We start from the raw sequence: 22,659 nt of genomic DNA, 5'->3' as shown, positions 1-22,659 counted from the left end.
GCCGACGCCGGCCTGGACAAGGCCGCCGTGCGCCGCCTCGCCCGCGCCCTCGGACTGCCCAGCGCCGACAAGCCCGCCGCGCCCTGCCTGGCCTCCCGCATCCCGCACTTCGAAGAGGTCTCGCCCGCCAAGCTCGGCCAGATCGAACGGGCCGAGAAGGCGCTGCGGCAGCTGGGGTTCAGTGACTGCCGGGTGCGGCACCACGGGGACGTGGCGCGCGTCGAGCTGCCGGTCGAGGAGATCGCCCGGGCCGCCTCCGGGGAGCTGCGCGAGGCGGTACTGAGCGCGGTGCGCGCGGCCGGCTTCCGCATGGTCGCGGTCGACCTGGCGGGCATCCAGTCGGGCGCGTTCACGCTGCCGCTGGTGGGGGTCACGGAGGGCGGCCGCCATGCCTGAGTACGCCCAGGACCCCGCAGACGCCACGCTCGTGGGTCTCGCCGAGCTGGACCACGACCGGGCCGGGCGGCGCGGCTACCCGGAGGCCGTCTACTGCGAGGGCAAGACGGCCGCCCAGGTCGCCGCGATCGCCGCCGCCGTACGGGAGAAGGGCGCCGGCCCGGCCACCCTCTTCACCCGCGCGGACGACGGCCACGCCGAGGCCGTACTGGCCGAACTCCCCGAAGCGCGCCACGACGCGGCGGCCCGGCTGCTCGCCTGGCCACCGGCGCCGCCCCCGCCGGCCGGCGGCAAGGTGGCCGTGGTCTGCGCCGGCACCTCCGACCTGCCGGTGGCCCGGGAGGCCCTGCTGACCGCCTGCTACCTCGGCCGGGAGGCCGAACTCGTGGTGGACGTGGGCGTCGCCGGGCTGCACCGCGTCCTCGGCAAGCTGGACCTGCTGCGCGCCGCGCGGGCCGTCGTAGTCGTCGCGGGCATGGACGGCGCGCTGCCCAGCGTCGTGGCCGGGCTGATCGCCGCGCCGGTCGTCGCGGTACCGACCTCGGTCGGCTACGGCGCCGCCTTCGGCGGCCTCGCCCCGCTGCTGGCCATGCTCAACGCCTGCGCCCCCGGCGTCGCGGTGGTCAACATCGACAACGGCTACGGCGCGGGCCACCTGGCGGCCCAGATCGCGGCACCCTGCTGAGTACGGCTACGTCCGGTCGGCCGGCGGTACGGCTACGTCAGGCCGGCCGGCAGTACGGGTACGTCAGGCCGGCCGGCAGGTCAGCCGCCGGAACCAGTCCGGTCGGCCGGCAGTTCGGCTACGTCCGGTATGGCTACGTCTGGTCGGCCGGTAGCTCGGCTACGTCCGGTCGGCCGGCAGTTCGGCGCCCGGGACCAGACCGGCTGCCACCGCCGCCGCGGCAGCGGAGTCCAGTACCGTGACGACCGGCTGCCCCCGCTCCGCGGCGAGCGCCGCCACGTCCTCGAACTCGGGCGTGGCCCGCACGATCACCCCGCCCCGGTGCGCGACCTTGACCGGCACGTCGTCGCCGCCCGCCACGGGGACCCGTACCCAGCTCCGCTCCAGCGCGGTCTTCCGTACGGCCGACTCGCGCACCCCGATCGTGCTGGTCTCCCGGAAGACCAGGTCGCGCAGCGCGTCGGCGCGCTGCCGCGGCGCCAGCACGCGGAGGGTGTGCGCCGGGCGGCCCTTCTTCATCAGGATGGGGACCAGCCAGGCGTCCGAGGCGCCGGCCGCCAGGAGCGAGGCGAGCACGCCGGGCCACAGCCGCGGGTCCAGGTCGTCGACGTTGGCCTCCAGGACGACGGCGGAGGTCTCGTGGTCCGCGCCGGCCGCGGCCGCCGCGGGGGTGCCGATCACCACCCGTACGACATTCGGCCGCCCCGGCGTGTCCTTCGTACCGGCGCCCACCCCGGTCGCCTCGGCCCGCAGCCGCGGCAGGTCGCCGCACTCCGCGGCCAGCGCGGTCACCAGCGCCATGCCGGTCGGGGTGGCCAGCTCACCGGTACCGCCGCCCACCACCTCCCAGCCCGCGGCCAGTTCGAGCACGGCGGGCACCGGCACAGGGAGGTCGCCGTGCGCCGTGCGCACCCGCCCGGAGCCCAGCGCGGCCGCGCTCGCGGTGATCCGCGTGATCCCGAGGTCGTGCAGCGCGGCGCAGACCCCGACCACATCCGCTATCGAGTCCCACGCGCCGACCTCGTGGAAGTGCACCTCCTCGACCGGCACGCCGTGCACCCGCGCCTCCGCCGCCGCGAGCCGGCCGAAGGCCGCCAGGGCCCGGTCGCGTACCGGCCCCGGCAGTCCGGCCTCCTCGATCCGGTCCCTGATGGAGCGCCAGGTGCGGTGCGGGTGGTCCTCGGCCAGCGGCTCGACGCCGACCTTGGTGGCCCGCAGCCCGGCGCGGGTGACGGCCGCCTGCGTCAGCCGCACCGCACCCGGTACCACCGCGTCGATCGCCTGCTGCACGGCATCCGTCGCGGCCCCGGCGTCGACCAGCGCGCCGAGCAGCATGTCCCCCGCGACGCCGGAGGTGACATCGAGCCAGGCCAGCCGGTGCGGGTCGGTCATGCGGTGATCTCCTGCGGTGCGGCGGAACGGGCGGCGTGCGAGCACGCTCCCGATCCTAGAATCAGGAGTCGGGCGGCGTCTCGCCAGCGAAGATCTTGGTGACGATCGTCGCTTTCTCGCCTTCGCCCCCTGACGACGCCGTCGTGCCGTCCCGCTGCCGCCCCGGCCGGAGCACTTCGTGGCTTACCCGTCTTACTCGTCGAGGGCCTCGGCCATGGTGTCGAGGTCGGCGAGGAGGGCCGCGAGCCGCTGCTGCGGAATCGCTTTGATCATGCGTTCCTCGATGGCGTAGACGGCGCTGCGGGCCGCGTGCAGGCGCTGCTGTCCGGAGGGGGTGAGGTGCACGGGCAGGGCCCGGCCGTGGTCGGTGGTGGCCGGACGGGTGATGAGGCCGGCGTCCTTGAGGCCGCGCAGCACGACGTTGGCGGACTGCCGGGTCACGAAGGTGCCGCGGGCCAGATCGGCGTTGGACAGGCCCGGCTGCTCGTCGAGGAGTTCGAGGCAGGAGTACTGCGGGACGGTGAGGTCATGCCGGCGCAGGGCCCTTTCCATGGCGCTGCGCAGGGCGGCCGAGGCGCGTTTGAGGCGGTACCCCACGTGCTCGGTGACGTCCTGGGCCGGATGGGGTGAGGGCACGGGCGCACGATCTTCCATGTCAACATTTTGACATACGTGCGAGCAGGTGCCTACAGTCCTCATGTCAAAGTCCTGACATCGAAAAACTTCCGGAGGACCCATGCTTGCCACCGTCGAAGGCCCCGATTTCATCGCTCTGCAGGTAAACGACGTTCCCGCCGCTGCCACCTTCTTCGAGGAGCGCCTCGGACTGCGCCGGGCCCCCGCCTCGCCGCCCGGCGCGGTGGTCTTCACCACCGGCCCGATCCCGTTCGCCGTCCGCGAGCCGCTCCCGGGCACCGACCTGGACGGCGCTGAACGTCCCGGCCTGGGCGTGGCGTTGTGGCTGCGCACCACCGACGCGAGTGCGCTGCGCGACCAACTCGTACAGGCGGGCACGCAGGACGTCAGCCCCCTGCAGGACAGCCCGTTCGGACCGACGTTCTCCTTCACCGGTCCCGAGGGATACCGGCTCACCGTGCACGGAGGCTGACGGTGACCACCGTCGTCCTCACTCCCTGAGGCCCGTTCTCCCTCGCGGCCGGCCTGCGCTTCCTGGAAAGGGTTCAGTGCCCCAGCCGGAGTCAGGCGGGCAGGCCGCCGGATCATGGCGAGGGCCTGCTCCCGGTCGTCGGCGCAGGCAGCGGTGTAGGAGGTCGTGCACAGCATTTGCGCGTATGCGGATGCCTGCGCCTCGGTCTTGCGGAGACCGCGTCGAGGATAATAGGGCGCTGGGCGGTGGCCGGCTGGTCCTGGTGGCGCAGGACGATGCTCAGCTCCCGGGCTGCCGCCGCGGCGGCGAGCGGGGAGCCGGACCACTCCGCGTACAGGGCCGCGCGGTCTGCTGTGAGGCATGCCTGGTTGCAGCGGCCGATCTTCGACCGCACCTGAGTGGCCAGGCTGTACGTGGCCGAGAGCCGCGCCAGCGCGATGTCCTCGAGGCTCCGGGCCCCGAGATCAGCCTGGCGCCGGCCGCGGCGCCGGCGCCCGATGCGGATGAGCCCTCCCGGGTCGTGACACGGTCCATCCGAGAGGGCCGACACACCTCGATCGGGCGCCCTTAAAGTCCCAGTGGGAAGCCCGCAGGCCGCGACGGAGGGACTTGGACAGTGATTGTGATCGCTCACCTCAGTGACATCCACCTGGACGGCGACGAGCGCAGCGGCCGGCGCGCCCGCGCCGTCATGGAGTACCTCGACAACCTCCCCCACGACCTGGACGCCGTCCTGGTGACCGGGGACATCGCCGACAACGCCAGGCCCGAGGAGTACCAGGAGGCGCGGCGGCTGCTGGCTTCCCGGCACCCGGTCCTCGCCTGCCCCGGCAACCACGACGACCGCGCAGCGTTCCGGGAGTTCCTGCTCGGGCAGCCGGGTGCGTCGGCACCGGTCAACCAGGTGCACCGCACCACCGGCCTCGTCATCGCGCTGTGCGACTCCTCGATCCCCGGCAAGGACGAGGGCCTTCTGGAGGAGGAGACTCTGGCGTGGCTGGCGGATGTGCTGGCTGGGACCCCGGACGACGTGCCCGTGCTGGTCGGCTTCCACCATCCGCCGATCCTGCTGAACGTTCCGTATGTCGACGGCATCCGGCAGTTCGAGTCGGAGCGGCTGGCCGCGCTCGCCGACCGCCATCGCAACCTGGTGGCCTTCCTCTGCGGACACGCCCACACTGCGGCCGCGACCACCTTCGCCGGACGGCCGCTGCTTGTGGCGCCTGGAGTGGTCTCCACCATCCGGCTGCCCTGGGAGCACCGCGCCCATCCCAAGGATCACGTGCACCTGGATCAGCCGCCCGCGCTCGCCTTTCACATACTCGACGACGAGGGACGACTGACCACCCACTACCGGTACGTCAACGGGTGAACCAGGCGGGGGCGGCGGTGCAGCTGCTGCGCTTCTCACGGCGTGGAGGCAGCCTGTTCGGCAGCGTCGAGGAGCAGGTGCCACGGATACGCGGGCGGGCGGCCCTGGCCGGGTGCATTCGGTACGAAGCCGCCCTCCCCGTAAAGCACTCGGATGCCGGCGCCGCGCAGCGTCTCGATACTCCGGTCGAGCTGCGGATGGGCGGCGTAGGCCGCGTTCACGCACGGCATCGTCACCATCGGGATTCCCTTGCCGATGCCTTCGGCGACCACGCCGACGACGAAATTTTGGGTGATGCCCAGCGCCCAGGCATTGATGCTGTTGAAGGTGGCCGGCGCGAACGCGATCACGTCCGCCTTGGGCCACACGTCCGCCGTCCCGGGCCGCTTGTACCGCGAACGCACCGGATATCCCGTCAGCCGTTCCAGCTCGGTCCGCTGAGGGTCCAGCCAGTCCGTGGCGGTCGGGGTGAGGCCGAGGCACACGGTGAACCCGCGGTTCTGCGCCGTCCGGACAACCGCGGCGATGTCGTGAACGGGAGGGGCTGCGGACCCGAAGAGGTAGAGCACACGCGACGTCATGAGGTCTATCCGACCACATGAGAGCGCCTCTGATTCCGGCCGGAATCGGCAGCGATCGTGGTCCAACGCCGTGGGGCGCGGGGTATGTTCCGGATGCCGAGTCAGGAACGGAGACAAGTATGCCCTCTCTGGACGACGATCACACGGGTGCCCGAATTCGGCGAGAGCGACGGCGAGCGCACCTGACGCAGCGCGGCCTGGCTGATCGGATTCCGTACTCGTACAGCCTGCTGAATCAGGTTGAGTGCGGCGCCCGCCAGGCATCCAATGCGTTTCTCGACGCCGTAGCCAGCGCCCTGCAAATCGACGTCACCGTTTTGACGGGACAGCAGACCATGGATGACGACCGCCTGAAGGCTTTGGTGCGCCCGATCCGGGTCGCCCTTGACCTGTATGACCTGGAGCCCTCGGGAACGGTCACGCGGACGAGCCTGCACGAGTGCCAGGGCCTCTTGAAGAGTTCTCACCGTGGGCCCGACGGGAATGGCGAGTCCCCCGGGGGTGGTGCTCGGGGCCTGCGCACGGCGCCAGTACTCCGGCGCTGCGCCATGAACGCTGATGAGTGGACAGGTGGCGAGATCCTCGGCGCTCAGACTGTCGTGTTGCGCGAAGGGATGCCGGGAAGAAACCGCGAGAACCTGTGGCTGTTTGGAGAAGACCTGCCCAAGAACAAGTTCACTCTCTTCGACTGGCATGAGGACCACCGCAGTATCGACTTCGCGGCGGTAAACCGGGCCGAAAGGGTCGGAAAAAGGGACCTCCACGAGCTCGGTGGCACAGTCGGGGTGTCTCTTCTGGAAGAGCGCGATGGCGTCCATGACGTAGTCGTTGGCGGTGCCCTGGAAACCTATGCGCAGGAGCCCTCCAACGCCTCTGGCTGCAGCGCGGACGTCATCGAGGGTTGCCAGTATGGCGTCGAAAGCGGGGCGCATGCCCCGGAACAGTTGTTCGCCGAGAGGGGTGAGTCGTACGCGCCGGCTTGTGCGCTCGACGAGCCGGGCACCGATCCTGTTCTCCAGGGAGCGCAGTAACTGGCTCACGCGGCTTTGCGATATGTAGGCCCCGGAGTCCTAGCCCGGACACCAGGGAACATGTAACCCGCCAGTAGGTTCCGGGGGCTTGCCGTTCACGGGTGTGAGTAGTCGGGGTACAGGAAATCCCGGTGAGAACGATCATGGTCTCGGCGCGAGGGTGCTGACGCGGTTCTCGTAATCGCGACGGGCTTTGCGCTGGGCCGGGACCGCCGGAGCGCCCGGGCCGCCGTCGAGCGGCTGGCAGCGGGCGAGGAGTCGGTGGTGCACGGCCGGGACGGCGGTGACGCCCAGGGTGTAGCCCTGGCCGCGTCGTACGGTCACGCCCTGGTCGAGCGCGGCCCGCTCGACGTCGTCCAGCTCGCTGGCGCGGAGGAAGTCGGCGACCTTGCCCGGCATGTCGACGGCAACCGGCAGCTCCGGGGCGGGGGAGTCCTCCTCGGTGGCGGTGTGCTCGGGCAGGAGGTCGGCGACGGCGGTACGGATGGCGCCGCGGCTGACGCCGTGGTCGCGGGCGAGGGCGGCGATGGAGCGGCCCTCCAGGTACGCGGCGCGTACGTCGCCGGTCTTGTCAGCCGCCACGGCGGGGCGGCGGCCACCCTTGCTGCCCTTGGCCTCGGCGGCGCGCAGTCCGTCGTAGGTGAGCTCCCTCTGGAGGTCGCGCTGGAGCTCGCCGGCGGCGGCGAGGGTCTGCACCATAAACTTCACGGTGGACAGCAGCTCGCCGGTGCGCGGGTGGCGGGCGGTGAGGTCCATCGCGGAGAACGCGCCGTCGTGGATGCGCAGGGCGACCTGGTCGCGGTGGAGGACGTCGAGCACGTCGAGGATGTGCCCAGTGCCACGGACGAGGCGGAACATCTCGGAGATGTGCACAGTGTCGCCGGGCCGCGCGTAGTCGAGGAGCGCGCGGAACTTCGGGCGTTGGAGCGGGTGGAGGCGGCTGGAGGTGCCGGGGTCCTCCTCGAAGACGACCGGGTCCTCGATCCCGGCCTCGTCCAGGACGAGGTCCTGGCGGGCGGTGGACTGCTGGTCGGTCGAGACCCGCTTGTAGACCAGGTTCGCCACTGAGGGGCCCTTTCCGTACGGAGGATCGGACCCTATCTGTCGTCAAACCCTGTCAGCAATCACCATCGGATCCGATTGGATTCGGGTCGCCGCGAACCCCCGGATTGCACGGTTCATTGGATGCTCGGGCCGTCTGTCGTCAAACGATGGCACCCTCAAGTGATCAACCACCACCCACGGATGATCATGTGACCGTGGAGGCACAGGTGCGTGACTACGGGTTCTCGCCGGCACAGCAGGATGAGATCTGGAGGCGCTGGCGCGAGGGGCAGTCGTTCAGCTTGATCGGGCGGGCACTCGGGGCGCCGATGCAGCACGCCCGCCGGTTCCTCTACCAGAGCGGCGGCGTCCGCCTCACCCCGCAGACACGGTCAGAGCGGCATCTGAGCGGCAGCGAGCGCGAGGAGATATCCCGCGGCATCGCCGCCGGGGCATCGGCCCGGCAGCTGGCCAAGCGGCTGGGCCGATCACCTTCGACCGTCTCCCGCGAGATCGCCCGCAATGGCGGCCGGGACCGCTACCGAGCCGCGTCGGCCGATGCTGCCGCCTACGAGCGCGGCCGCCGGCCCAAGCAGGCCGAACTCGCGCAACGGCCCGCTCTACGCGCCCTGGTGGAGGCCAAGCTGGCTCTGTGCTGGTCACCCGAGCAGATCGCAGGATGGCTGCGACGCCAGTTTCCTGGTGACGCCTCCATGCAGATCTCGCACGAAGCGATCTACCTCTCGCTCCATGACCCTCGCCGGCGCCAGGCAATCGACCGCAGCCTCACCCAACGGCTGCGGTCAGCCAGACCCATGCGCCGACCGAGGATCGCCCGGCGGCCCACCGGGCGGGGCATCATCCGCGGCATGGTGTCCATCACCGCCCGCCCCGCCGAGGTCGAGGACCGCAAGTTTCCCGGCCACTGGGAGGGCGATCTCGTGATGGGCACCCGGCCTTCGGCCGTCGCCACGCTCGTCGAGCGCACCAGCCGCTACACGGCCGTCGTTGCGCTGCCGGACGGCTCAAGGCTGAGCAGGTCACTCCGCACCTGACCAGGAGTCTCCTCGGCATCCCGCCCCAGCTGCGACGAACGCTCACCTGGGACCGGGGCCGTGAGATGGCCGAACACCAGGCCATCACCGCCGAGACCGGGATGCCGATCTACCTCTGCAAGCCGCGCAGCCCGTGGCAGCGCGGCACCAACGAGAACACCAACCGGCTGCTTCGGCAGTACCTTCCCAAGGGCGCGGACCTTCGCACGTTCAGCCAGGCCGACCTGGACGCCATCGCCCACGAGTTGAACCATCGTCCGCGCAAGACCCATGGCTATCGCACTCCGGCAGAGGTCTACGCTGGCCTCCTGAACAGCGGTGATGCGCTGACCGCTTGAGCTCGCCATCGTTTGACGACAGACGCATGCCCCAGGGGCGTCTCGCCTGTCTTCCGTCTCGCCACCGTTCGGTGGCAAGCGACCAGGTGCGAGGGAATCGTCCGCCGCATCCAGAAGGACGTCCCCCGAGGGGCGCAGCCCGCTGTAGACCGTGGGCAGGGTTCCGGCTGCGTCGGCCGCCCCGGTTCGCATCGCTGATCGCGGCGGGTGCGCCGCGCTACGAAACGGCCCGCGAGGCGGGCGTCTGGGGCCCGGCTGGGTGTCCGTCTGCGTATGCGCCATCGGAGTGTTCGACGAGTCTCTGGATGCCGTCGAGGAGGCAGGTGAGGCCGAAGGCGAGGGGGTCGTCGTCGGTGCGGGCGAAGCCGCCTTCGGCGAGGACGCGGGTGACGGCGGGGAACCGGTCGGCATGCTCGCTCAGTTGGCGGGCGGTGAGGCGGTCCCACTCCCTGTCGGCCTCCTCGTTCCGGTCGAGCGCCTGCTGGGTGAGGTTGCGGACCAGGCTCAGGACGAGGAGGGCGGCGTCGTGGCGGCGGCGGGCGTCGAGCCCGGTCGGTTCGAGGGCGGCGAGGGCCACGTCCAGCCAGGCCACCTGGTGCGGCCCCATGGCCTGCCGTCGGAGGCCCGTCGCGGTCAGGATCCAGGGGTGGGCGCGGTAGACGTCCCAGCAGGCCCGGGCCCAGGTCTCGACGCGGCGGCGCCAGCCACCGGTGACGCGGTCGAGGTCGGGCGGGGCGCCGAGCACGGTGTCGACCATCAGGTCGACGAGGTCGGGCTTGCCGGGGACGTAGCGGTAGAGGGCCATCGTGGTGACCCCGAGCAGCCCGGCCACCCGCTGCATCGACAGGGCTTCCAGCCCCTCGGCGTCGGCGATCTCGATGCCTCGGCGGGCCACGTCCACGGGGGTGAACTTCGGTTTCGGCCCCCGCCGGGGGCGGCTGTCGGTCTCCCCCCACAGCAGCGCGAGGCTGGCGCCGGGGTCCCGTTCGCTCTCCTTGTTCGCCGGCACGGTACCGGTCTCCTTTCCCGCAGCCAGGCCGCGAAGGGGTGCCAACAAGTATCGGGGTTGCCCCCCACCCAGTAACTGTGTATAACATACACAGCAATTAATCGTGTATCACATACGCAGTTCTTAGGGGTGTCCATGCTTGTCACTGCCATCACCGCAGCCGGCGCCACCATCGCCGCCTCCGTGACCGCTCTCCTCTCGCATCGCGCGATCGTCCGCTCGGGGAACGCCCGCCGCCTGCGCATCACTGGCGGACAAGGCGTCGACGAGCAGCACTTCACTCGGATCGGCGGGCTCGACCAGTGGCTCTCCGTCCGGGGCGAGGACCGCGCCCACCCGGTCGTGGTGGAACTCCACGGAGGCCCCGGCTCCTCCAACTCGATCCTCGCCCACGTCTCCCGCGACTGGGAGCGGCACGTCACCCTGGTGCGCTGGGACATGCGCGGCACCGGCAAGACCCTGCGCCGCTCCGGCGTCGACGCGCAGGGCGAGATGACGTTCGACCGGCTGGTGCGGGACGCCGTGGAGGTCGTCGAGCATGTACGGGACCGCCTCGGCGCGGACCGGGTCGTCCTGCTGGGCTGCTCCTTCGGCAGCGCCGTCGCGCTGCGTGTCGCCCGCAGCCGCCCCGACCTCGTCGGCGCGTACGTCGGGACCGACCAGAAGGTCTTCGACGGCGGCCGGGACGCCTCCGACTACTACGCCGCGCTGGAGCGGCTGGAGAGGGCGGGCAAGAAGAAGGAGGCGGCGGCCGTACGGGAGATGGGCCCGGACCAGCGGACTTGGAGCGCCGAACAGTTCAGCCACTTCAGTCGCTTCGCCTCCGCCACCGACCCGCACACCTTCGCCGCGATGAAGTCCGTGGTGATGAAGTCGCTGTGGTTCTCGCCGCTGCACTCCCTGCGCGAGATCGTCACCTTCTTCAAGAGCTTCATGGTCTCCGCCGCCCTGCTGCCGGACACCGCCTCCTTCGACGACCGCGCCGACGGCACCCGCTTCGACGTGCCGTTCTTCGTCGTCCAGGGCGCCTGCGACCTCGTGAACACGCCCGCCCGCGCCCGCGCCTTCTTCGATGAGGTGCAGGCACCCGTCAAGGAGTTCACTCTGATCGAGGACGCCGGCCACTTCGCCGCCTACCGGCACCCCGAGGTCTTCCTCGACGTCCTGCGGACCCGCGTCCTGCCCGCCCTCGCCGGCAGCCGATAGGGCCGCTTTCTGCACGGCGAGGTGTCCGAGCATGCCTGTCGGCACGGCTGATGATCCCGAGGGCCCCGGTGAGGAGGGCAGCGGCCCGCCAGGCCCCGCACCGGGCCCAATCGAAATGAGGGGGTGGCGAAGCGTCCGCCCGCCGGGCGGACGGGGCTTCAACGGAAGACCTCGCGCACGGACGGCAGATTCCGGCGGTCTGCGAAACCCCTTGCCCAATGGTCAAGAAACGTTGACCATTGGGGGCATGCCTACCGATGATCTCCCCGAGACGTTTCACGTCACCACGGACGAGCAACTGCGCGCCGTCTCCAACCTCACGCGCCACCGGATCATGGCCGTGCTCCGCTTCGAGCCCGCGACGATCACCCAGATCGCCGCGCGGGTCGGCCTCGCGAAGGGAAGCTCCAGCTACCACGTGCGCCTCCTCGAACGGGCCGGCCTGGTGAAGGTCGTACGGACGCGGAAGGTGCGGGGGGTCACCGAGCGGTACTACGCGATGGCCGCGCGCTCGATCGTGCTGCCGGATCCGGGCGAGGGAGGGCCGGATGTGCTGATGCGGCACGCGGTGGCGGACCTGGAGGCATCGCCGGTGGATGGTGAGCGGCACGTACGGATGGCGCATCTGCGGCTCACCGAGGAGCAGTTCGCCCGGCTGGGGGCGCGGCTGCAGGAACTGGCGGACGAGTACCGGGAACTGTCCGACCCGTCGCTGCCGGACGCGTCGCTCGTCTTCGCCCTGTTCCACCCGGCACAGGGCAAGCAGACCGAAGGGGGCACCAAGTGACTGACGCCAGGAAGCTGCCGGCCGGGTTCGGACGGCTGTGGACCGCGCAGACGGTGTCCTCACTCGGCGACGGGATCACCCACGCCGCGCTGCCGCTGATCGCGCTGACACTGACACGGGACCCGATGGCGCTCGCTGTCGTCACGGCCGCGGGGACACTGCCGTGGCTGCTGTTCGGGGTGCTCGGCGGTGCGCTGGTGGACCGCTGGGACCGCCGGCACACGATGTGGGTCGCGGACGCGGCGCGTGCGGCACTGCTCGCGATACCGGCGGCGGCGGCCGTACTCGACATGCTGAGCATTCCGCTGCTCGCGGCTGTCGCCTTCCTGCTCGGCCTCGGCGGACTCTTCTTCGACACCGCCGCCACGGCTCATCTGCCGGATCTCCTCCACCGCGACACCGCACTCCTGGAGCGCGCCAACTCCCGCCTGCGCGGCGCCCAGACCGCCATGTCCGGCTTCGCCGGGCCGCCCGCGGGCAGTGCCCTGCTCGCGCTCGGACGATCGGTTCCACTGCTCGCCGATGCAGTGTCGTTCGCGCTCTCCGCACTGCTCGTACGGACGCTGCCCGCCGTACCCCGGCCCGCGGCGGAGACCCGCGAGTCACTGCTCCGGCAGGCACGGGCCGGGGCCTCATACGTCTTTCGGGACCGGCTACTGCTCGGCCTCGCGCTGCGCCCGGCGGTCGGGAACATCGCCTTCCTCGCCGTGGAGACCGTCCTCGCCCTCTTCGCCCGCGAGCGCCTCGGTATCGGCACCTTCGGCTTCGGCCTGCTCCTCACGGCGGAGGCCACCGGCGGCCTGCTCGGCGCGGGCATTGCCTCCTTCCTCGGCCGACGACTCGGCACCGGCACCGCACTGACCTGCACGGCCGCAGCCGAAGGGCTCGCCATCCTGGGGCTCGCCGCCGCCCCGAACCCGTACCTGGCCGGGCTCGCGCTCGCCGTCTGCGGAGCCGGCATGGGTGCCACAATGGTGCTCGGACCCTCCCTGCGGCAGGCGATCGTTCCCGCCCACCGCATGGGCCGGGTCGCCTCCACCTCCCGCATGCTTGCCATGTGCGCCGCCCCCCTCGGTGCCTTCCTCGGCGGCTGGCTGGCCACCGCCTACGACGTACGCACCCCGCTCTACGCCGCCGCAGGCCTGCTCCTCACCATGACCGCCATCACGGCGACCATGACCAGCAACCGCCGGGTCGAAGTGGCGCTGCGTGCCGCCGCCCCGGTCAGCAGCCCGGATCACCCAAAACCCGCGGAGCCCGCCCAGAAGAGCGCACCCGACGTGCTGTGACGCCTGCCGCGAAAGCGTCACGACGACCCGGTGTCCATGAAGTTCGGTTCTGGGGCTCACCAGGTGCCTTCCACAGTGGTGAACATCTACTGGCGGTTCTCGGGCTTCTGGCTCAACTTTGCCGGCACGAGAGCACCGGAACACGGATTGCCGAAACCGTACGGCCCCGGGCGGCATAGGCGCGTGCCGGGTCGAGCACCCGCCACGCGGCCTCGTTCATCCGGAGGCCGGCGAGGTCGGCGGAGTCCGTCATCATGCCTCAGCGGTCGATCGGTCGGTGGCATCCGCCGAAGAGCGAGGGCGGGGCACGCCGGCGGCCAGCCCGAGGTCGAGGCGCTTGTCCATGTCGAGGCGGAAGGTGCCGTACGGGTTGACGTTCGACCAGAACAGCGCGGTCAGCCCGCGTCGGTCCTCGTCACTGAGCCTCGATGCCCATACCGGTTCGGCCAGGACCTGCTGCACCAGCAGGGTGTTGACGTGCACGAGCGCGGACTGGAGTAGGTGCAGGGCGAGCATCGAAGTCTCGGCGTGCTCCTTGTCCGGGCCGGTCAGGGCGCCGTCCTTGCCGTAGTGGAGCACGGTATTCGCGCTGTTCCAGTTCTCCACGACCTGGAGGCCGCCGTGGATCTCCCGGCGCAGGCCGGGGCTGGCGAGGTAATCGCAAGCGAAGACCGTGCGCACGGCGCGCCCGAGTTCTTCGAGAGCCTGATAGGTGGGGTGCTTGGGGCCGCCGCGCGTGAAACGCCGCAGCACCTGCTCCGCCTCCGCCGTTCCCAGCCGCAGCGCGGTGGCGTACTTGACCATCTGGTCGTACTGCTGCTCGATCAGCTCCCAGCGGATCGGGCGCGTCAGCGAGGCCCCGAGCGCTGGCCAGCCGGGCGGGGAGTCGTCGGGGCGGTACAGGCGGATGCTGCCGATGTTCTTCAACCGGGGCAACAGCCGGAAGTTGAGCAGCTCGGTGAACGCGAACCCGACCACCGAGGCGCCGTGGGTGTCGACGTACTGGGACTCGATCTCGGCGTCCGTGCAGTGCCGCAGCAGTCCCTCGATCATCGCCGCGACCTCGGACGACGAGCACGACTTGAGCTGGGAGTAGATGCAGACGTTCTTCCGCTCGACGTGCCAGTAGATCATCACGCCGTTGCCGCCGTAGCGGGCGTGGTACTCGGTCATGAAGTTCGACGACCAGGAGCCGAACTTCTTCGAGTCCGACGCGCACGCCGTACCGCAGCCCCACCAGTCGGCGTCGCGGACAGCGAAGGTGCCGTTCACCAGCCGGGTGACGGCGGCGCGGAGGTTGTCGACGGTGATGAAGTGCCGGCGCACGTGCCGCAGCGCGGCCTCGCTCTCGCCGTGCTCGCCGGTCGCCACGATCGCGCGGATCCCCATGTTCGTGCCCAGTGCGAACAGCGCGAGCAGGAGGCGGCGCTGGAGGACATCGCGGTCGAAGCGCTCGTACGCGGCGACCGAGGAGAATTCGTCGGTGAAGCCAGTGAGGAAGTCGGCGTTCTTCAGCACGTCCAGGAGGTCGAGGACTCCCCACCGCCGTACGACCTCGTCCTTGAGCGCCTGCAGGCCGGTCGGTGCGGCCAGCGGCTCCAGCTTCGGCACGGTGATCCACGGCTCGCCCTTGCGGGTGGTGACCTTCACCCCGCCCGCGCTGCCGTCCGCGAGCGCCGCCGACAGCCCATCCAGGCCCGCGGTCATCCGCTTCTTCAGATCGGCGATGAACACCCTGGGGTTCAGAGGCTGACGGATTGCGGCGTAGTGCACAGTGCGGGTGGCCTCGAAGTCACCAGGCAGGTCGTCCTCCGGGTTCTTCCAGCGGGCCGCGCCCTCGACGTAGATCTCCTGGCGGCGCACCGCGTCCCGCAACGCGACCAGGACGCACAGCTCGTACGGGATGCGCTCGACTCTGCCCTTGTCGTCGACGACCGCCTCGCGCCAGTCCTTGCGCACCACACCGTCCATCGGCGGCTCGTCCCGGCCGCGTAGAAGCGGGTCTTGCCGTCGATGTCGGCGTACTTCTTCAGCAGCTTCATGGCGTCCGTCACCGGCTGGTAGGCGGTGTTGTTGCACTTGAAGCCCAACGTGTTCAGCAGCGGCGGCAGCATCTGCCGGTAGTACGAGCTGTACGAGGAGCGCAGCGTGGTGCGGACCTTCGCCTTGAAGACCTTCTCGTTCGCCTTCGCCTCGGTCACCAGGTCCTTGAGCGTCATCTCACCGACCACCGGATACAGCGCCCGCCGCACCACCTCGTCCGGCTTACCAACCGCGGCCTCCGCCAGCTTGAAGAGGATCCCCTCCTTGCCCCGCACCTTCTTCAACTCGGCCGTCAGCTGCTTCTCCACCCGCCGCTCCGCACGGGCATTGATCTTGTGGACCAGGGCGATCAGCAGGTCGACCAAAGCATCGGTGATCTCCGCCTGCCGCGACCAGCACAGAGCCGCGACCAGCGTGATCCGTCCGTCCTCGCTCGTGTCGCGGAAATCCGAGGGATACATCTTGATCGCCCTCGCCCGCCACGCGGCCACCAGCTTCTCCGAGCAGCCCACGAACAACCCCTTCGGGAGGCCGAGTTCCCTCACCGACATGAGCTTGAGGATCTCCATCAACAGGGCGTCCAGACCGACAGCCCCCGGGTCACGCTTGAGCGCGGCCAGCAGCGCGGTGCCCTCGTCGTTCCCCTCCGCCACCAGCGCCATCAGCCGGCCCCTGCCCACCACGCCCAGGCGCTCGATGGTCGGGCACAGAACGCCCGCTCCCACCTGCCGCGCGCCGCAACCAGGACTTTCTCGATACAGGTCGGCCCGGGCGGCTCGATCTTCCGCGTGCGGCACTCCACCAGCAAGGCCTCGCGCTGCCGGTCCTCCACCAGCTCGACTGGGCACACCTCCGCAGCCAGCCACGCAGTCAGCGACTCCTCGTCGGCGAGCGTCGGCGGGCGAAACCCCAGGGCCTCGCGGATCTGCTTGCGGTGCCGCTTCGCACCAGCCAGGGCATACTTCGCCAGCTCCGCCGCCGGCACCTTCGCCATACCCGCGACGTACTCCACCGCGGGCTGGGGGAACTCCTCGATGAACTCCGGGAACCGGGCCTCGATCTCGAAGAACTTCAACATCAGGCAGAAGCCGAGCCGGGTCGGCCCGGTCTTGTTGGCCACGAGCTTCCAGTCGCCGTCCACCAGGGTCCAGCTCGCCAGCAACTCCTCCGGCGACCACTCCTGCCGCACACCCGCCCCTTGTCGTCGGCCTCCCGGACATTCACCCGGACAGTCCACGAGGCGTCCCACCGCAGGGAAACGGTCCCCAGAACCTACTGGCGGGTTACTTGTCCCCTGGTGTCCGGGCTAGGACTCCGGGGCCGTCGTGGGCGTCGGGCCGGGCTCTGCCCTGTGGCACGCCAGCCGCCGCGAGCCGTCCGGCGGCGGGATCGGCTGCGGGCCCGGACCGTGAGCCGCCGGAGCCGCCGGCCGCGGACCCGTACGGCATGGTCGTCAGCAGCGCGGCCGCCGCGGCCGCGGCCATTACCGGGGGGCCGGGGGCGGGCTTCCCCGGTACGTGGACGGATGCGCATGCGTTCTCCTCGTCGTTCGGTGGGCTCGGCCGTGGAGGGGATGTGCCGTGCGGGTGGATGTGCCGGGAGCGCAGTAGGGGGAAACGCGCGGACAAAAGTCCAAGTCCTGTCGGACTCGACGGCATTGACGTACGTTCGCGCCTGTCGGAGGCTTGCGGACGGTTCTGGCCCCGTTCCGTTTACCCCCCATGGGCCGTCCGCGTTTCCGTCGTCCGTCCGCACCCGGAGGCCACGTGACCGTCCTCTCCAGATCCCGTACCGGCTCGCTCGCCGTCCTGCTCGCCGCCGCCACGCTCGGTACGGCGCCCTCGGCCGGCGCGGCACCGGAGCACGCGCCCGCACGGCCGCTGCCCGTGATCTCGCCGACTCCCCAGCACATGTCCCGCGTCTCGGCCGACGTCCGGCTCGGCGGCCGTGCCGAGATCGTGGCCGGCAAGGACACCGACGCGGCCGCCCGGCGGCTGCTCACCGAGACGCTGCGCGCGCACGGCATCCGTGACATCGATGTCACCGCCCGCGCCACGGGCCACGCCCCGCTCACCGTGCTGCTCGGCCCGGCCACCCGCGCGGACGTGGCGGCGGCCCTGCGCGGCACCGACGTACCGACGCACGACGAGGGTTACGCGCTGCGGGTCGCGGCCGGGCGGCAGGAGCGCGCCACCGTCGCGCTCGGCGGCACCGACGCCGCGGGCCAGTACTACGCCGTCCAGACCCTGCGCGGCCTGATCACCGACGGCCGGATCGCCGGGGCCGCCGTCTCCGACTTCCCGGCCATGCCGCTGCGCGGCTCCATCGAGGGCTTCTACGGCTCCCCGTGGACGAACGAGGAGCGGCTGGACCAGGTGGACTTCCTCGGCGAGGTGAAGTCCAACACCTACGTCTACGCGCCGAAGGACGACCCGTACCACCGCGAGAAGTGGCGCGACCCCTACCCCGCCGACAAGCTCGCCGAGCTCGGCGCGCTGGTGAAGCGCGCGACCGGTAACCACGTCCGCTTCACCTTCGCGGTCTCGCCCGGCAACTCCATCTGCTACTCCGACCCGGCCGACGTCAAGGCGCTCACCGCCAAGCTGCAGTCGATGTACGACCTGGGCGTGCGCTCCTTCTCCGTCCCGCTGGACGACATCAGCTACACCAAGTGGAACTGCGCGGGGGACGAGAAGAAATTCGGTGCGCCGGGCCGCGGCCCGGCCGCCGAGGCGCAGGTGGGCCTGCTCAACACCGTCCAGCGCGACTTCGTCGCCACCCATGAGGGCACCAACCCGCTGCAGATGGTCCCCACCGAGTACGGCGATCTCACCGACACCGCGTACAAGCAGAAGCTGCGGTCGGCACTGGAGAAGGACGTCGAGGTGATGTGGACCGGTACTGAGGTTGTGCCGTCGGAGATCACCAACGACCAGGCATCCAAGGCCGCCGAGCTCTTCGGCCGCAAGGTCTTCGTCTGGGACAACTACCCCGTCAACGACTACGGCCAGACCGCGGGCCGGCTGCTGCTCGCCCCGTACGACAAGCGCGAGGCGGGCCTCTCCGATCACCTGAGCGGCGTCGTCTCCAACCCGATGAACCAGGAGGCGGCCAGCAAGCTCGCCGTCTTCACCATCGCCGACTTCGCCTGGAACGACCGCGGGTACGACGTGGCGCGCTCGGCCCGGCAGTCCGCGCTGCACCTCGCGGGAGGTGATCCGCGGGTGGCCGATTCCGTGCAGACCTTCGTGGACCTCAACCACATGGCGCCCACCTTCGGGGACACGCCGTGGCAGCCGCAGGCCCCGGTGCTCAGCGCCCGGCTGGCGGAGTTCTGGAAGGCGTACGACAACGACCCGCGGGCGGCGGTGAAGAAGCTGCGCCCGACGGTCGAGGACATCGCGCGGACCCCGGGCGTGCTCCGCGCCGGAGTACCCGACAAGCTCTTCCTGCACGACGCCGACCGCTGGCTGGACGCCACGGAGCTGTGGGGCTCGGCGATGCGGCACGGCCTCGCCACGCTGACGGCGGTGCAGGACGGGGACGCGGCGCGGGCCGCGAAGGAACGGGCCGCCATGGACACCGACGCCACGTCCGCCGGGAAGATCACCTCCGACCCGGAGGAGACCCGCCCGCACGGCCCCGTCAAGATCGCCGACCCGTTCATCGGGGACTTCCTCGCGAAGGTGCGCGAGGTGCAGGACGCGTCGGCGGAGGACTGAGAGCTCGGTGCGCGTGGGGTGCTCTCGGGAGAGAGCACCCCACGCGCCCTACTTCAAATACTCGTTGGTGTACGTCTTCTTCAGGTCCACGTCCGCCTTCGCGATCTCCGGCGTGAACGCGGACAGCACCTTGTGCACCGCCGCCGCGCCATCGGGCCGGATCAGCCCGTCCTTGGCGTACGCGTCCTTGGCCTGCGCGATGGCCTGCTCGTAGACCGCCGGGTCGTCGCCGGCGTACTTGCGCGGCATCTTGGCCGCGATCTCCTTGGCGGAGTGGGTGTCGATGTACTTCAGCGCCCGGACGATCGCCTTCGCGAGCTTGCGTGCCTGCTCTGGATGGTCCTTCAGCCAGTCGCGGTCGGAGTACAGGACGGCGGCGGGGTAGGTGGACACGCCGAAGTCCTCCTTGACGCCGCGCTCGGTGCGGGTGTCGGTGAGGATCTTCACCCGCTTCGCCCCGGCCCGCTTCTGGAGCTGGGAGACGGCCGGGTCGAGCATGACGGCCGCGTCCACTCGGCCCTGTTCCATCGCCGCGACCGCCGTGGAGTCGCCCCCGATGCCCTGCACGCTCGCCGCGTCGGCCTTCATGCCGTGGTCGGTGAGCAGCTTCTTGAGGAAGAAGTCCGTGGAGGAGCCGGGCGCGGTCACGCCCACCTTGGCGCCCTTGAGGTCCTCGATGGAGTCGATCTTCTTGGCCGCCTTGGGGGAGACCGCCAGCACCAGCGATGGGTACCGCAGCATGTTGACGAACGACACCACGTCCTTGTGCTTGGCCTGCATCTGGATCGTGTGGTCGTAGTAGCCGCTCACCACGTCGACGCTGCCGCCCTGCATCGCCTGCAGCGCCTTGGACCCGCCCTGCAGGTCCGCCAGCCTGACCTGCACGCCCTCCTTCTTGTAGTAACCCAGCTGCTGGGCAAGGGTGGTGGGCAGATAGACCAGCAGCGGCTGGCCGCCGACGCCGATCCGTACCGCGTCGCCCGAGCCGCCGGACCCGCAGCCGGAGACGGCCGCGAGCGTGCCGAGGCAGGCCGCCGCGGCCACGCAACGCCGCAGCCGTCGTCCGAAGTGGTGCGCCATGGAACTCTCCTGAGGTGAGGCGGGTGAGGGAACGGTTCAGCGGTGGGCGCGCTCGCGGGCGGGCTGCCAGCGCAGCAGGCGGCGTTCGACGCGGTTGACGAGCAGGTCGATGGCCACGACCACGACGGAGAGCACGACCATTCCGGCGAACACGCCCGTCGTGTCGAACGTCCCCTCCGCCTGCGCGATCAGATAGCCCATGCCGTCGGACGCACCGAGGTACTCGCCGACCACCGCGCCGACGATCGCGAAGCCGACGCTCGTGTGCAGGCTGGAGAAGATCCACGACATCGCGCTGGGCAGCAGCACGTGCCGGATCAGCTGGCTCTCCTTCGCACCCAGCATCCGGGCGTTGTCGACCAGCACCCGGTCCACTTCCCGTACGCCCTGGTAGGTGTTGAAGAAGACGATGAAGAACACCAGCGTCACGCCGAACGCGACCTTCGACCAGATGCCGAGCCCGAACCACAGCAGGAAGATCGGGGCCAGCACGACCCGCGGCAGCGCGTTGAGGACCTTGATGTACGGATCGAGCACGGCGGCCAGCGTCCGGGCGCGGGCCAGCAGGAAGCCGATGCCCAGGCCCAGCACCCCGCCGATGACCAGCGCGAGCGCCGCCTCCAGCAGGGTGGTCAGCAGATGCCCGGCGATCTCGCCGCTGCCCAGCCACTGGCCGATGCGGCCCGCGACGGCGGCGGGGGAGCTGAAGAAGAACGGGTCGACGACCCCCGTACGGCTGCCCAGCTCCCAGCCGGCGACGAGCAGCACCGCGAGGCCGAGCTGCGCGGCGAGCACGGCGGGCCGCGCCGGAACGGTCCGGCGGCGGCGCCGCGGCCCTGCGGGCCGGGACGGCGGGGCGTCAGCCGGCGTCTTGGACAGCTCCGGCGCCCGCGGTCCCGTGGGAAGCGCGCTCATAGGTCCTCATCACCTCGTTTCTCAAGTCCGCCCAGATCGCGCCGTACAGCTCGGTGAAGCGCGGCGTGGTCCTGATGTCGAGCAGGTCGCGCGGCCGGGGGAGATCGACGGGATAGCGGCCGACGACACCGCTGCCGGGGCCCGCCGACAGCAGCACCACCTCGTCCGACAGCGACACCGCCTCCTCCAGGTCGTGGGTGACGAAGAGGACGGTCTTGCCGCTGTCGGTCCACAGCGTCAGCAGCTCGTTCTCCATGATCTGCCGGGTCTGCACGTCCAGCGCCCCGAACGGCTCGTCCATCAACAGGATGTCCGGATCGCCGATCCAGGTCTGGGCGACGGCCGTGCGCTTGCGCATACCGCCGGAGAGCTGGTGCGGGTAGGAGTTCTCGAAGCCGGCCAGGCCGACCCGTACGACCCACTCGCGGGCCCGCGCCAGGCGTTCGGCCTTGCCCACGCCGGACAGCTCGAGGCCGAACGCGACGTTCTCCACGACGGTCTTCCAGGGCAGCAGGGCGTCCTGCTGGAACATGTAACCGGCCCCGCGGTTCAGGCCGCGCAGCGGTTCGCCGCCGATCAGCACCTGCCCGGCGGACGGCTCGCGCAGCCCGGCGACGGCGTTGAGCACCGTGGACTTGCCGCATCCGGTGGGCCCGACGACCGAGACGAACCGCCCAGGGGCCACCGTCAGGTCCACCTCCCGCACGGCCGTGTAATCGCCCTCCGTGCCCTGGTACGTCATCGTGACGCCGCGCAGCTCCACGGCCGCGCTGTCGTCTCCGTCAGCCACCGGCACCCTCCGATCAGCGGGACCTGAAGATCACTCGCTGAGCATGATTGGCCACGGTGCGGTGATCGCGCAACGGTCCCGCATCATGAAAATCGGTCTAGGGGGTGTCTTACGGATCAGGCCGGATCAGGGAGCGGGGTCTGGTGCGTGCAGATGCAAGGCGGAGGAGGGAGTCGACGCGGAGCGATGGGGGTCCCCCCGCGCCGTTCAGGCGTGGGGGAGAGTGACGACAACGCCGCAGATGTGCGTGCCAGGCCACACGAGCCCGGCCTGATCCGTAAGACACCCCCTAAGCCCTCAGCCGCACCCGAGCACGTACAGCCGCCGCCCGCCGCGCCTCACCCGAGCACGTACAGCCGCGGCCCGCCGCCCCTCACCCGTACCCGAGCGCGTGCAGCCGTTCGTCGTCGATGCCGAAGTGGTGGGCGATCTCGTGGACGACCGTGACCTCGGTCTCGGCGACCACGTCCTCGCGGCTGTCGCACATCCGGAGCGTCGGGCCCCGGTAGACGGTGATCCGGTCCGGCAGCACGCCCGCGTACCACTCGCCCCGCTCCGTCAGCGGCGTCCCTTCGTAGAGCCCGAGCAGGTCGGGGTCGTCCGCCGGGGGCTCGTCCTCGACGAACACGGCAACGTTGTCCATCAGTCGGGTCAGCTCCGGCGGAATCCGGTCCAGCGCCTCGCCGACCAGTTCCTCGAACTCCTCGCGCGTCATCTCCAGCACGCGCCCATTGTGGGTCACGGAGCCGCTCGGAGCGGCCGCCCTCGCGCCGGCCGCGTCCACCACGTTCCCGCGCGCACTCCGGTACTCCACCC

General features: G+C 70.7%; 19 protein-coding genes and 3 pseudogenes. 10 read left to right on the top strand and 12 right to left on the bottom strand.

Going from position 1 to position 22,659, the window contains the following annotated elements; translation table 11 throughout:
* A partial coding sequence (locus tag ABT381_RS14820) for an adenine nucleotide alpha-hydrolase family protein (protein ID WP_502965706.1) occupies positions 1-396 on the top strand: 396 nt, incomplete at its 5' end.
* Positions 389-1,081 carry a nickel pincer cofactor biosynthesis protein LarB gene (gene larB / locus ABT381_RS14815; RefSeq protein WP_351593093.1) on the top strand — a complete coding sequence of 231 codons (693 nt, stop codon included), beginning with the start codon at positions 389-391 and terminating at the stop codon, positions 1,079-1,081. The genes ABT381_RS14820 and larB, both read left to right, overlap by 8 nt.
* Before the next feature lie 159 nt (positions 1,082-1,240).
* Here the strand turns inward: larB and larC are convergent, their stop codons facing one another.
* Positions 1,241-2,473, bottom strand: a complete 1,233-nt coding sequence (larC, locus tag ABT381_RS14810; RefSeq protein WP_351593090.1) for a nickel pincer cofactor biosynthesis protein LarC — start codon at positions 2,471-2,473, stop codon at positions 1,241-1,243.
* 192 nt (positions 2,474-2,665) lie between these two features.
* A complete protein-coding gene (locus ABT381_RS14805) occupies positions 2,666-3,127 on the bottom strand; it encodes a MarR family winged helix-turn-helix transcriptional regulator (protein WP_351593087.1) in 462 nt (153 codons plus the stop codon).
* 82 nt (positions 3,128-3,209) lie between these two features.
* On the opposite strand from ABT381_RS14805, the gene ABT381_RS14800 reads away from it, so the two are divergent.
* Together ABT381_RS14800 and ABT381_RS14795 are read left to right on the top strand one after the other, a co-directional pair.
* Entirely contained in the window at positions 3,210-3,581 is a 372-nt protein-coding gene (locus ABT381_RS14800; protein ID WP_351593084.1) for a VOC family protein, read from the top strand.
* Between the two features lie 616 nt (positions 3,582-4,197).
* A complete protein-coding gene (locus ABT381_RS14795; protein ID WP_351593081.1) occupies positions 4,198-4,953 on the top strand; it encodes a metallophosphoesterase in 756 nt (251 codons plus the stop codon).
* A 35-nt stretch (positions 4,954-4,988) separates the two neighbouring features.
* On the opposite strand, the gene ABT381_RS14790 is transcribed toward ABT381_RS14795, so the two are convergent.
* On the bottom strand, positions 4,989-5,534 hold the full coding sequence (locus ABT381_RS14790) for a flavoprotein (RefSeq protein ID WP_351593078.1): 546 nt from the start codon (positions 5,532-5,534) through the stop codon (positions 4,989-4,991).
* A 119-nt stretch (positions 5,535-5,653) separates the two neighbouring features.
* Between ABT381_RS14790 and ABT381_RS14785 the strand changes: the two are divergent.
* A pseudogene (locus tag ABT381_RS14785) lies at positions 5,654-5,956 on the top strand (helix-turn-helix domain-containing protein); the annotation flags it as partial.
* Between the two features lie 66 nt (positions 5,957-6,022).
* On the opposite strand, the pseudogene ABT381_RS14780 reads toward ABT381_RS14785, so the two are convergent.
* Positions 6,023-6,574, bottom strand: a pseudogene (locus tag ABT381_RS14780) (LysR family transcriptional regulator); the annotation flags it as partial.
* A 132-nt stretch (positions 6,575-6,706) separates the two neighbouring features.
* Positions 6,707-7,630: a recombinase family protein gene (locus ABT381_RS14775; RefSeq protein ID WP_351593075.1), complete on the bottom strand. Its 924-nt coding sequence runs from the start codon at positions 7,628-7,630 to the stop codon at positions 6,707-6,709.
* A 206-nt stretch (positions 7,631-7,836) separates the two neighbouring features.
* Between ABT381_RS14775 and ABT381_RS14770 the strand changes: the two are divergent.
* Positions 7,837-9,002 (top strand): annotated as a pseudogene (locus tag ABT381_RS14770) (IS30 family transposase).
* A 217-nt stretch (positions 9,003-9,219) separates the two neighbouring features.
* On the opposite strand, the gene ABT381_RS14760 reads toward ABT381_RS14770, so the two are convergent.
* On the bottom strand, positions 9,220-10,011 hold the full coding sequence (locus ABT381_RS14760) for a TetR/AcrR family transcriptional regulator (protein ID WP_351593069.1): 792 nt from the start codon (positions 10,009-10,011) through the stop codon (positions 9,220-9,222).
* Between the two features lie 135 nt (positions 10,012-10,146).
* Between ABT381_RS14760 and ABT381_RS14755 the strand changes: the two genes are divergently transcribed.
* From ABT381_RS14755 to ABT381_RS14745, 3 genes are all read left to right on the top strand, one after another.
* Positions 10,147-11,217 (top strand): alpha/beta fold hydrolase, encoded by a 1,071-nt coding sequence (locus ABT381_RS14755; protein ID WP_351593066.1) that lies wholly within the window; start codon positions 10,147-10,149, stop codon positions 11,215-11,217.
* A gap of 247 nt (positions 11,218-11,464) precedes the next feature.
* Positions 11,465-12,004 carry an ArsR/SmtB family transcription factor gene (locus ABT381_RS14750; RefSeq protein WP_351593063.1) on the top strand — a complete coding sequence of 180 codons (540 nt, stop codon included), beginning with the start codon at positions 11,465-11,467 and terminating at the stop codon, positions 12,002-12,004.
* Between the two features lie 14 nt (positions 12,005-12,018).
* Positions 12,019-13,293, top strand: coding sequence for an MFS transporter (locus ABT381_RS14745; protein ID WP_351593099.1), 1,275 nt, complete (start codon positions 12,019-12,021; stop codon positions 13,291-13,293).
* A 252-nt stretch (positions 13,294-13,545) separates the two neighbouring features.
* Here ABT381_RS14745 and ABT381_RS14740 read toward each other — a convergent pair whose 3' ends face one another.
* Positions 13,546-15,264: a Tn3 family transposase gene (locus ABT381_RS14740; protein ID WP_351593060.1), complete on the bottom strand. Its 1,719-nt coding sequence runs from the start codon at positions 15,262-15,264 to the stop codon at positions 13,546-13,548.
* Between the two features lie 733 nt (positions 15,265-15,997).
* Positions 15,998-16,525, bottom strand: a complete 528-nt coding sequence (locus ABT381_RS14735) for a DUF4158 domain-containing protein (protein WP_351593057.1) — start codon at positions 16,523-16,525, stop codon at positions 15,998-16,000.
* A 577-nt stretch (positions 16,526-17,102) separates the two neighbouring features.
* On the opposite strand from ABT381_RS14735, the gene ABT381_RS14730 reads away from it, so the two are divergent.
* Positions 17,103-19,058, top strand: coding sequence for a glycoside hydrolase family 84 protein (locus ABT381_RS14730; protein ID WP_351593055.1), 1,956 nt, complete (start codon positions 17,103-17,105; stop codon positions 19,056-19,058).
* 48 nt (positions 19,059-19,106) lie between these two features.
* On the opposite strand, the gene ABT381_RS14725 is transcribed toward ABT381_RS14730, so the two are convergent.
* From ABT381_RS14725 to ABT381_RS14710, 4 genes are all read right to left on the bottom strand, one after another.
* Positions 19,107-20,138 (bottom strand): ABC transporter substrate-binding protein, encoded by a 1,032-nt coding sequence (locus ABT381_RS14725; protein WP_351593053.1) that lies wholly within the window; start codon positions 20,136-20,138, stop codon positions 19,107-19,109.
* 36 nt (positions 20,139-20,174) lie between these two features.
* Positions 20,175-21,053, bottom strand: coding sequence for an ABC transporter permease (locus ABT381_RS14720; RefSeq protein WP_351593050.1), 879 nt, complete (start codon positions 21,051-21,053; stop codon positions 20,175-20,177).
* The gene (locus tag ABT381_RS14715) at positions 20,998-21,795 is read right to left on the bottom strand and encodes an ABC transporter ATP-binding protein (RefSeq protein ID WP_351593096.1); all 798 of its coding nucleotides are present in this window, start codon (positions 21,793-21,795) and stop codon (positions 20,998-21,000) included. The genes ABT381_RS14720 and ABT381_RS14715 overlap by 56 nt, the downstream gene beginning before the upstream one ends.
* Before the next feature lie 421 nt (positions 21,796-22,216).
* Positions 22,217-22,567: a metallopeptidase family protein gene (locus ABT381_RS14710; protein WP_351593047.1), complete on the bottom strand. Its 351-nt coding sequence runs from the start codon at positions 22,565-22,567 to the stop codon at positions 22,217-22,219.
* Positions 22,568-22,659 lie beyond the last annotated feature (92 nt).

The sequence above is a fragment of the Streptomyces sp. NPDC000151 genome, from assembly GCF_040301705.1.
In the GTDB taxonomy this organism is placed as follows: domain Bacteria; phylum Actinomycetota; class Actinomycetes; order Streptomycetales; family Streptomycetaceae; genus Streptomyces.
This window is presented reverse-complemented; position numbering and strand designations above follow the sequence as displayed.

What these genes read in the sequence shown, in the direction of transcription:
- ABT381_RS14805 (WP_351593087.1), bottom strand. Translation starts at nt 3,127, where the DNA reads ATGGAAGATCGTGCGCCCGTGCCCTCACCCCATCCGGCCCAGGACGTC.
- ABT381_RS14755 (WP_351593066.1), top strand. Translation starts at nt 10,147, where the DNA reads ATGCTTGTCACTGCCATCACCGCAGCCGGCGCCACCATCGCCGCCTCC.
- larC (WP_351593090.1), bottom strand. Translation starts at nt 2,473, where the DNA reads ATGACCGACCCGCACCGGCTGGCCTGGCTCGATGTCACCTCCGGCGTC.
- ABT381_RS14720 (WP_351593050.1), bottom strand. Translation starts at nt 21,053, where the DNA reads ATGAGCGCGCTTCCCACGGGACCGCGGGCGCCGGAGCTGTCCAAGACG.
- ABT381_RS14750 (WP_351593063.1), top strand. Translation starts at nt 11,465, where the DNA reads ATGCCTACCGATGATCTCCCCGAGACGTTTCACGTCACCACGGACGAG.
- ABT381_RS14790 (WP_351593078.1), bottom strand. Translation starts at nt 5,534, where the DNA reads ATGACGTCGCGTGTGCTCTACCTCTTCGGGTCCGCAGCCCCTCCCGTT.
- ABT381_RS14725 (WP_351593053.1), bottom strand. Translation starts at nt 20,138, where the DNA reads ATGGCGCACCACTTCGGACGACGGCTGCGGCGTTGCGTGGCCGCGGCG.
- ABT381_RS14740 (WP_351593060.1), bottom strand. Translation starts at nt 15,264, where the DNA reads ATGGACGGTGTGGTGCGCAAGGACTGGCGCGAGGCGGTCGTCGACGAC.
- ABT381_RS14800 (WP_351593084.1), top strand. Translation starts at nt 3,210, where the DNA reads ATGCTTGCCACCGTCGAAGGCCCCGATTTCATCGCTCTGCAGGTAAAC.
- ABT381_RS14715 (WP_351593096.1), bottom strand. Translation starts at nt 21,795, where the DNA reads ATGACGTACCAGGGCACGGAGGGCGATTACACGGCCGTGCGGGAGGTG.
- larB (WP_351593093.1), top strand. Translation starts at nt 389, where the DNA reads ATGCCTGAGTACGCCCAGGACCCCGCAGACGCCACGCTCGTGGGTCTC.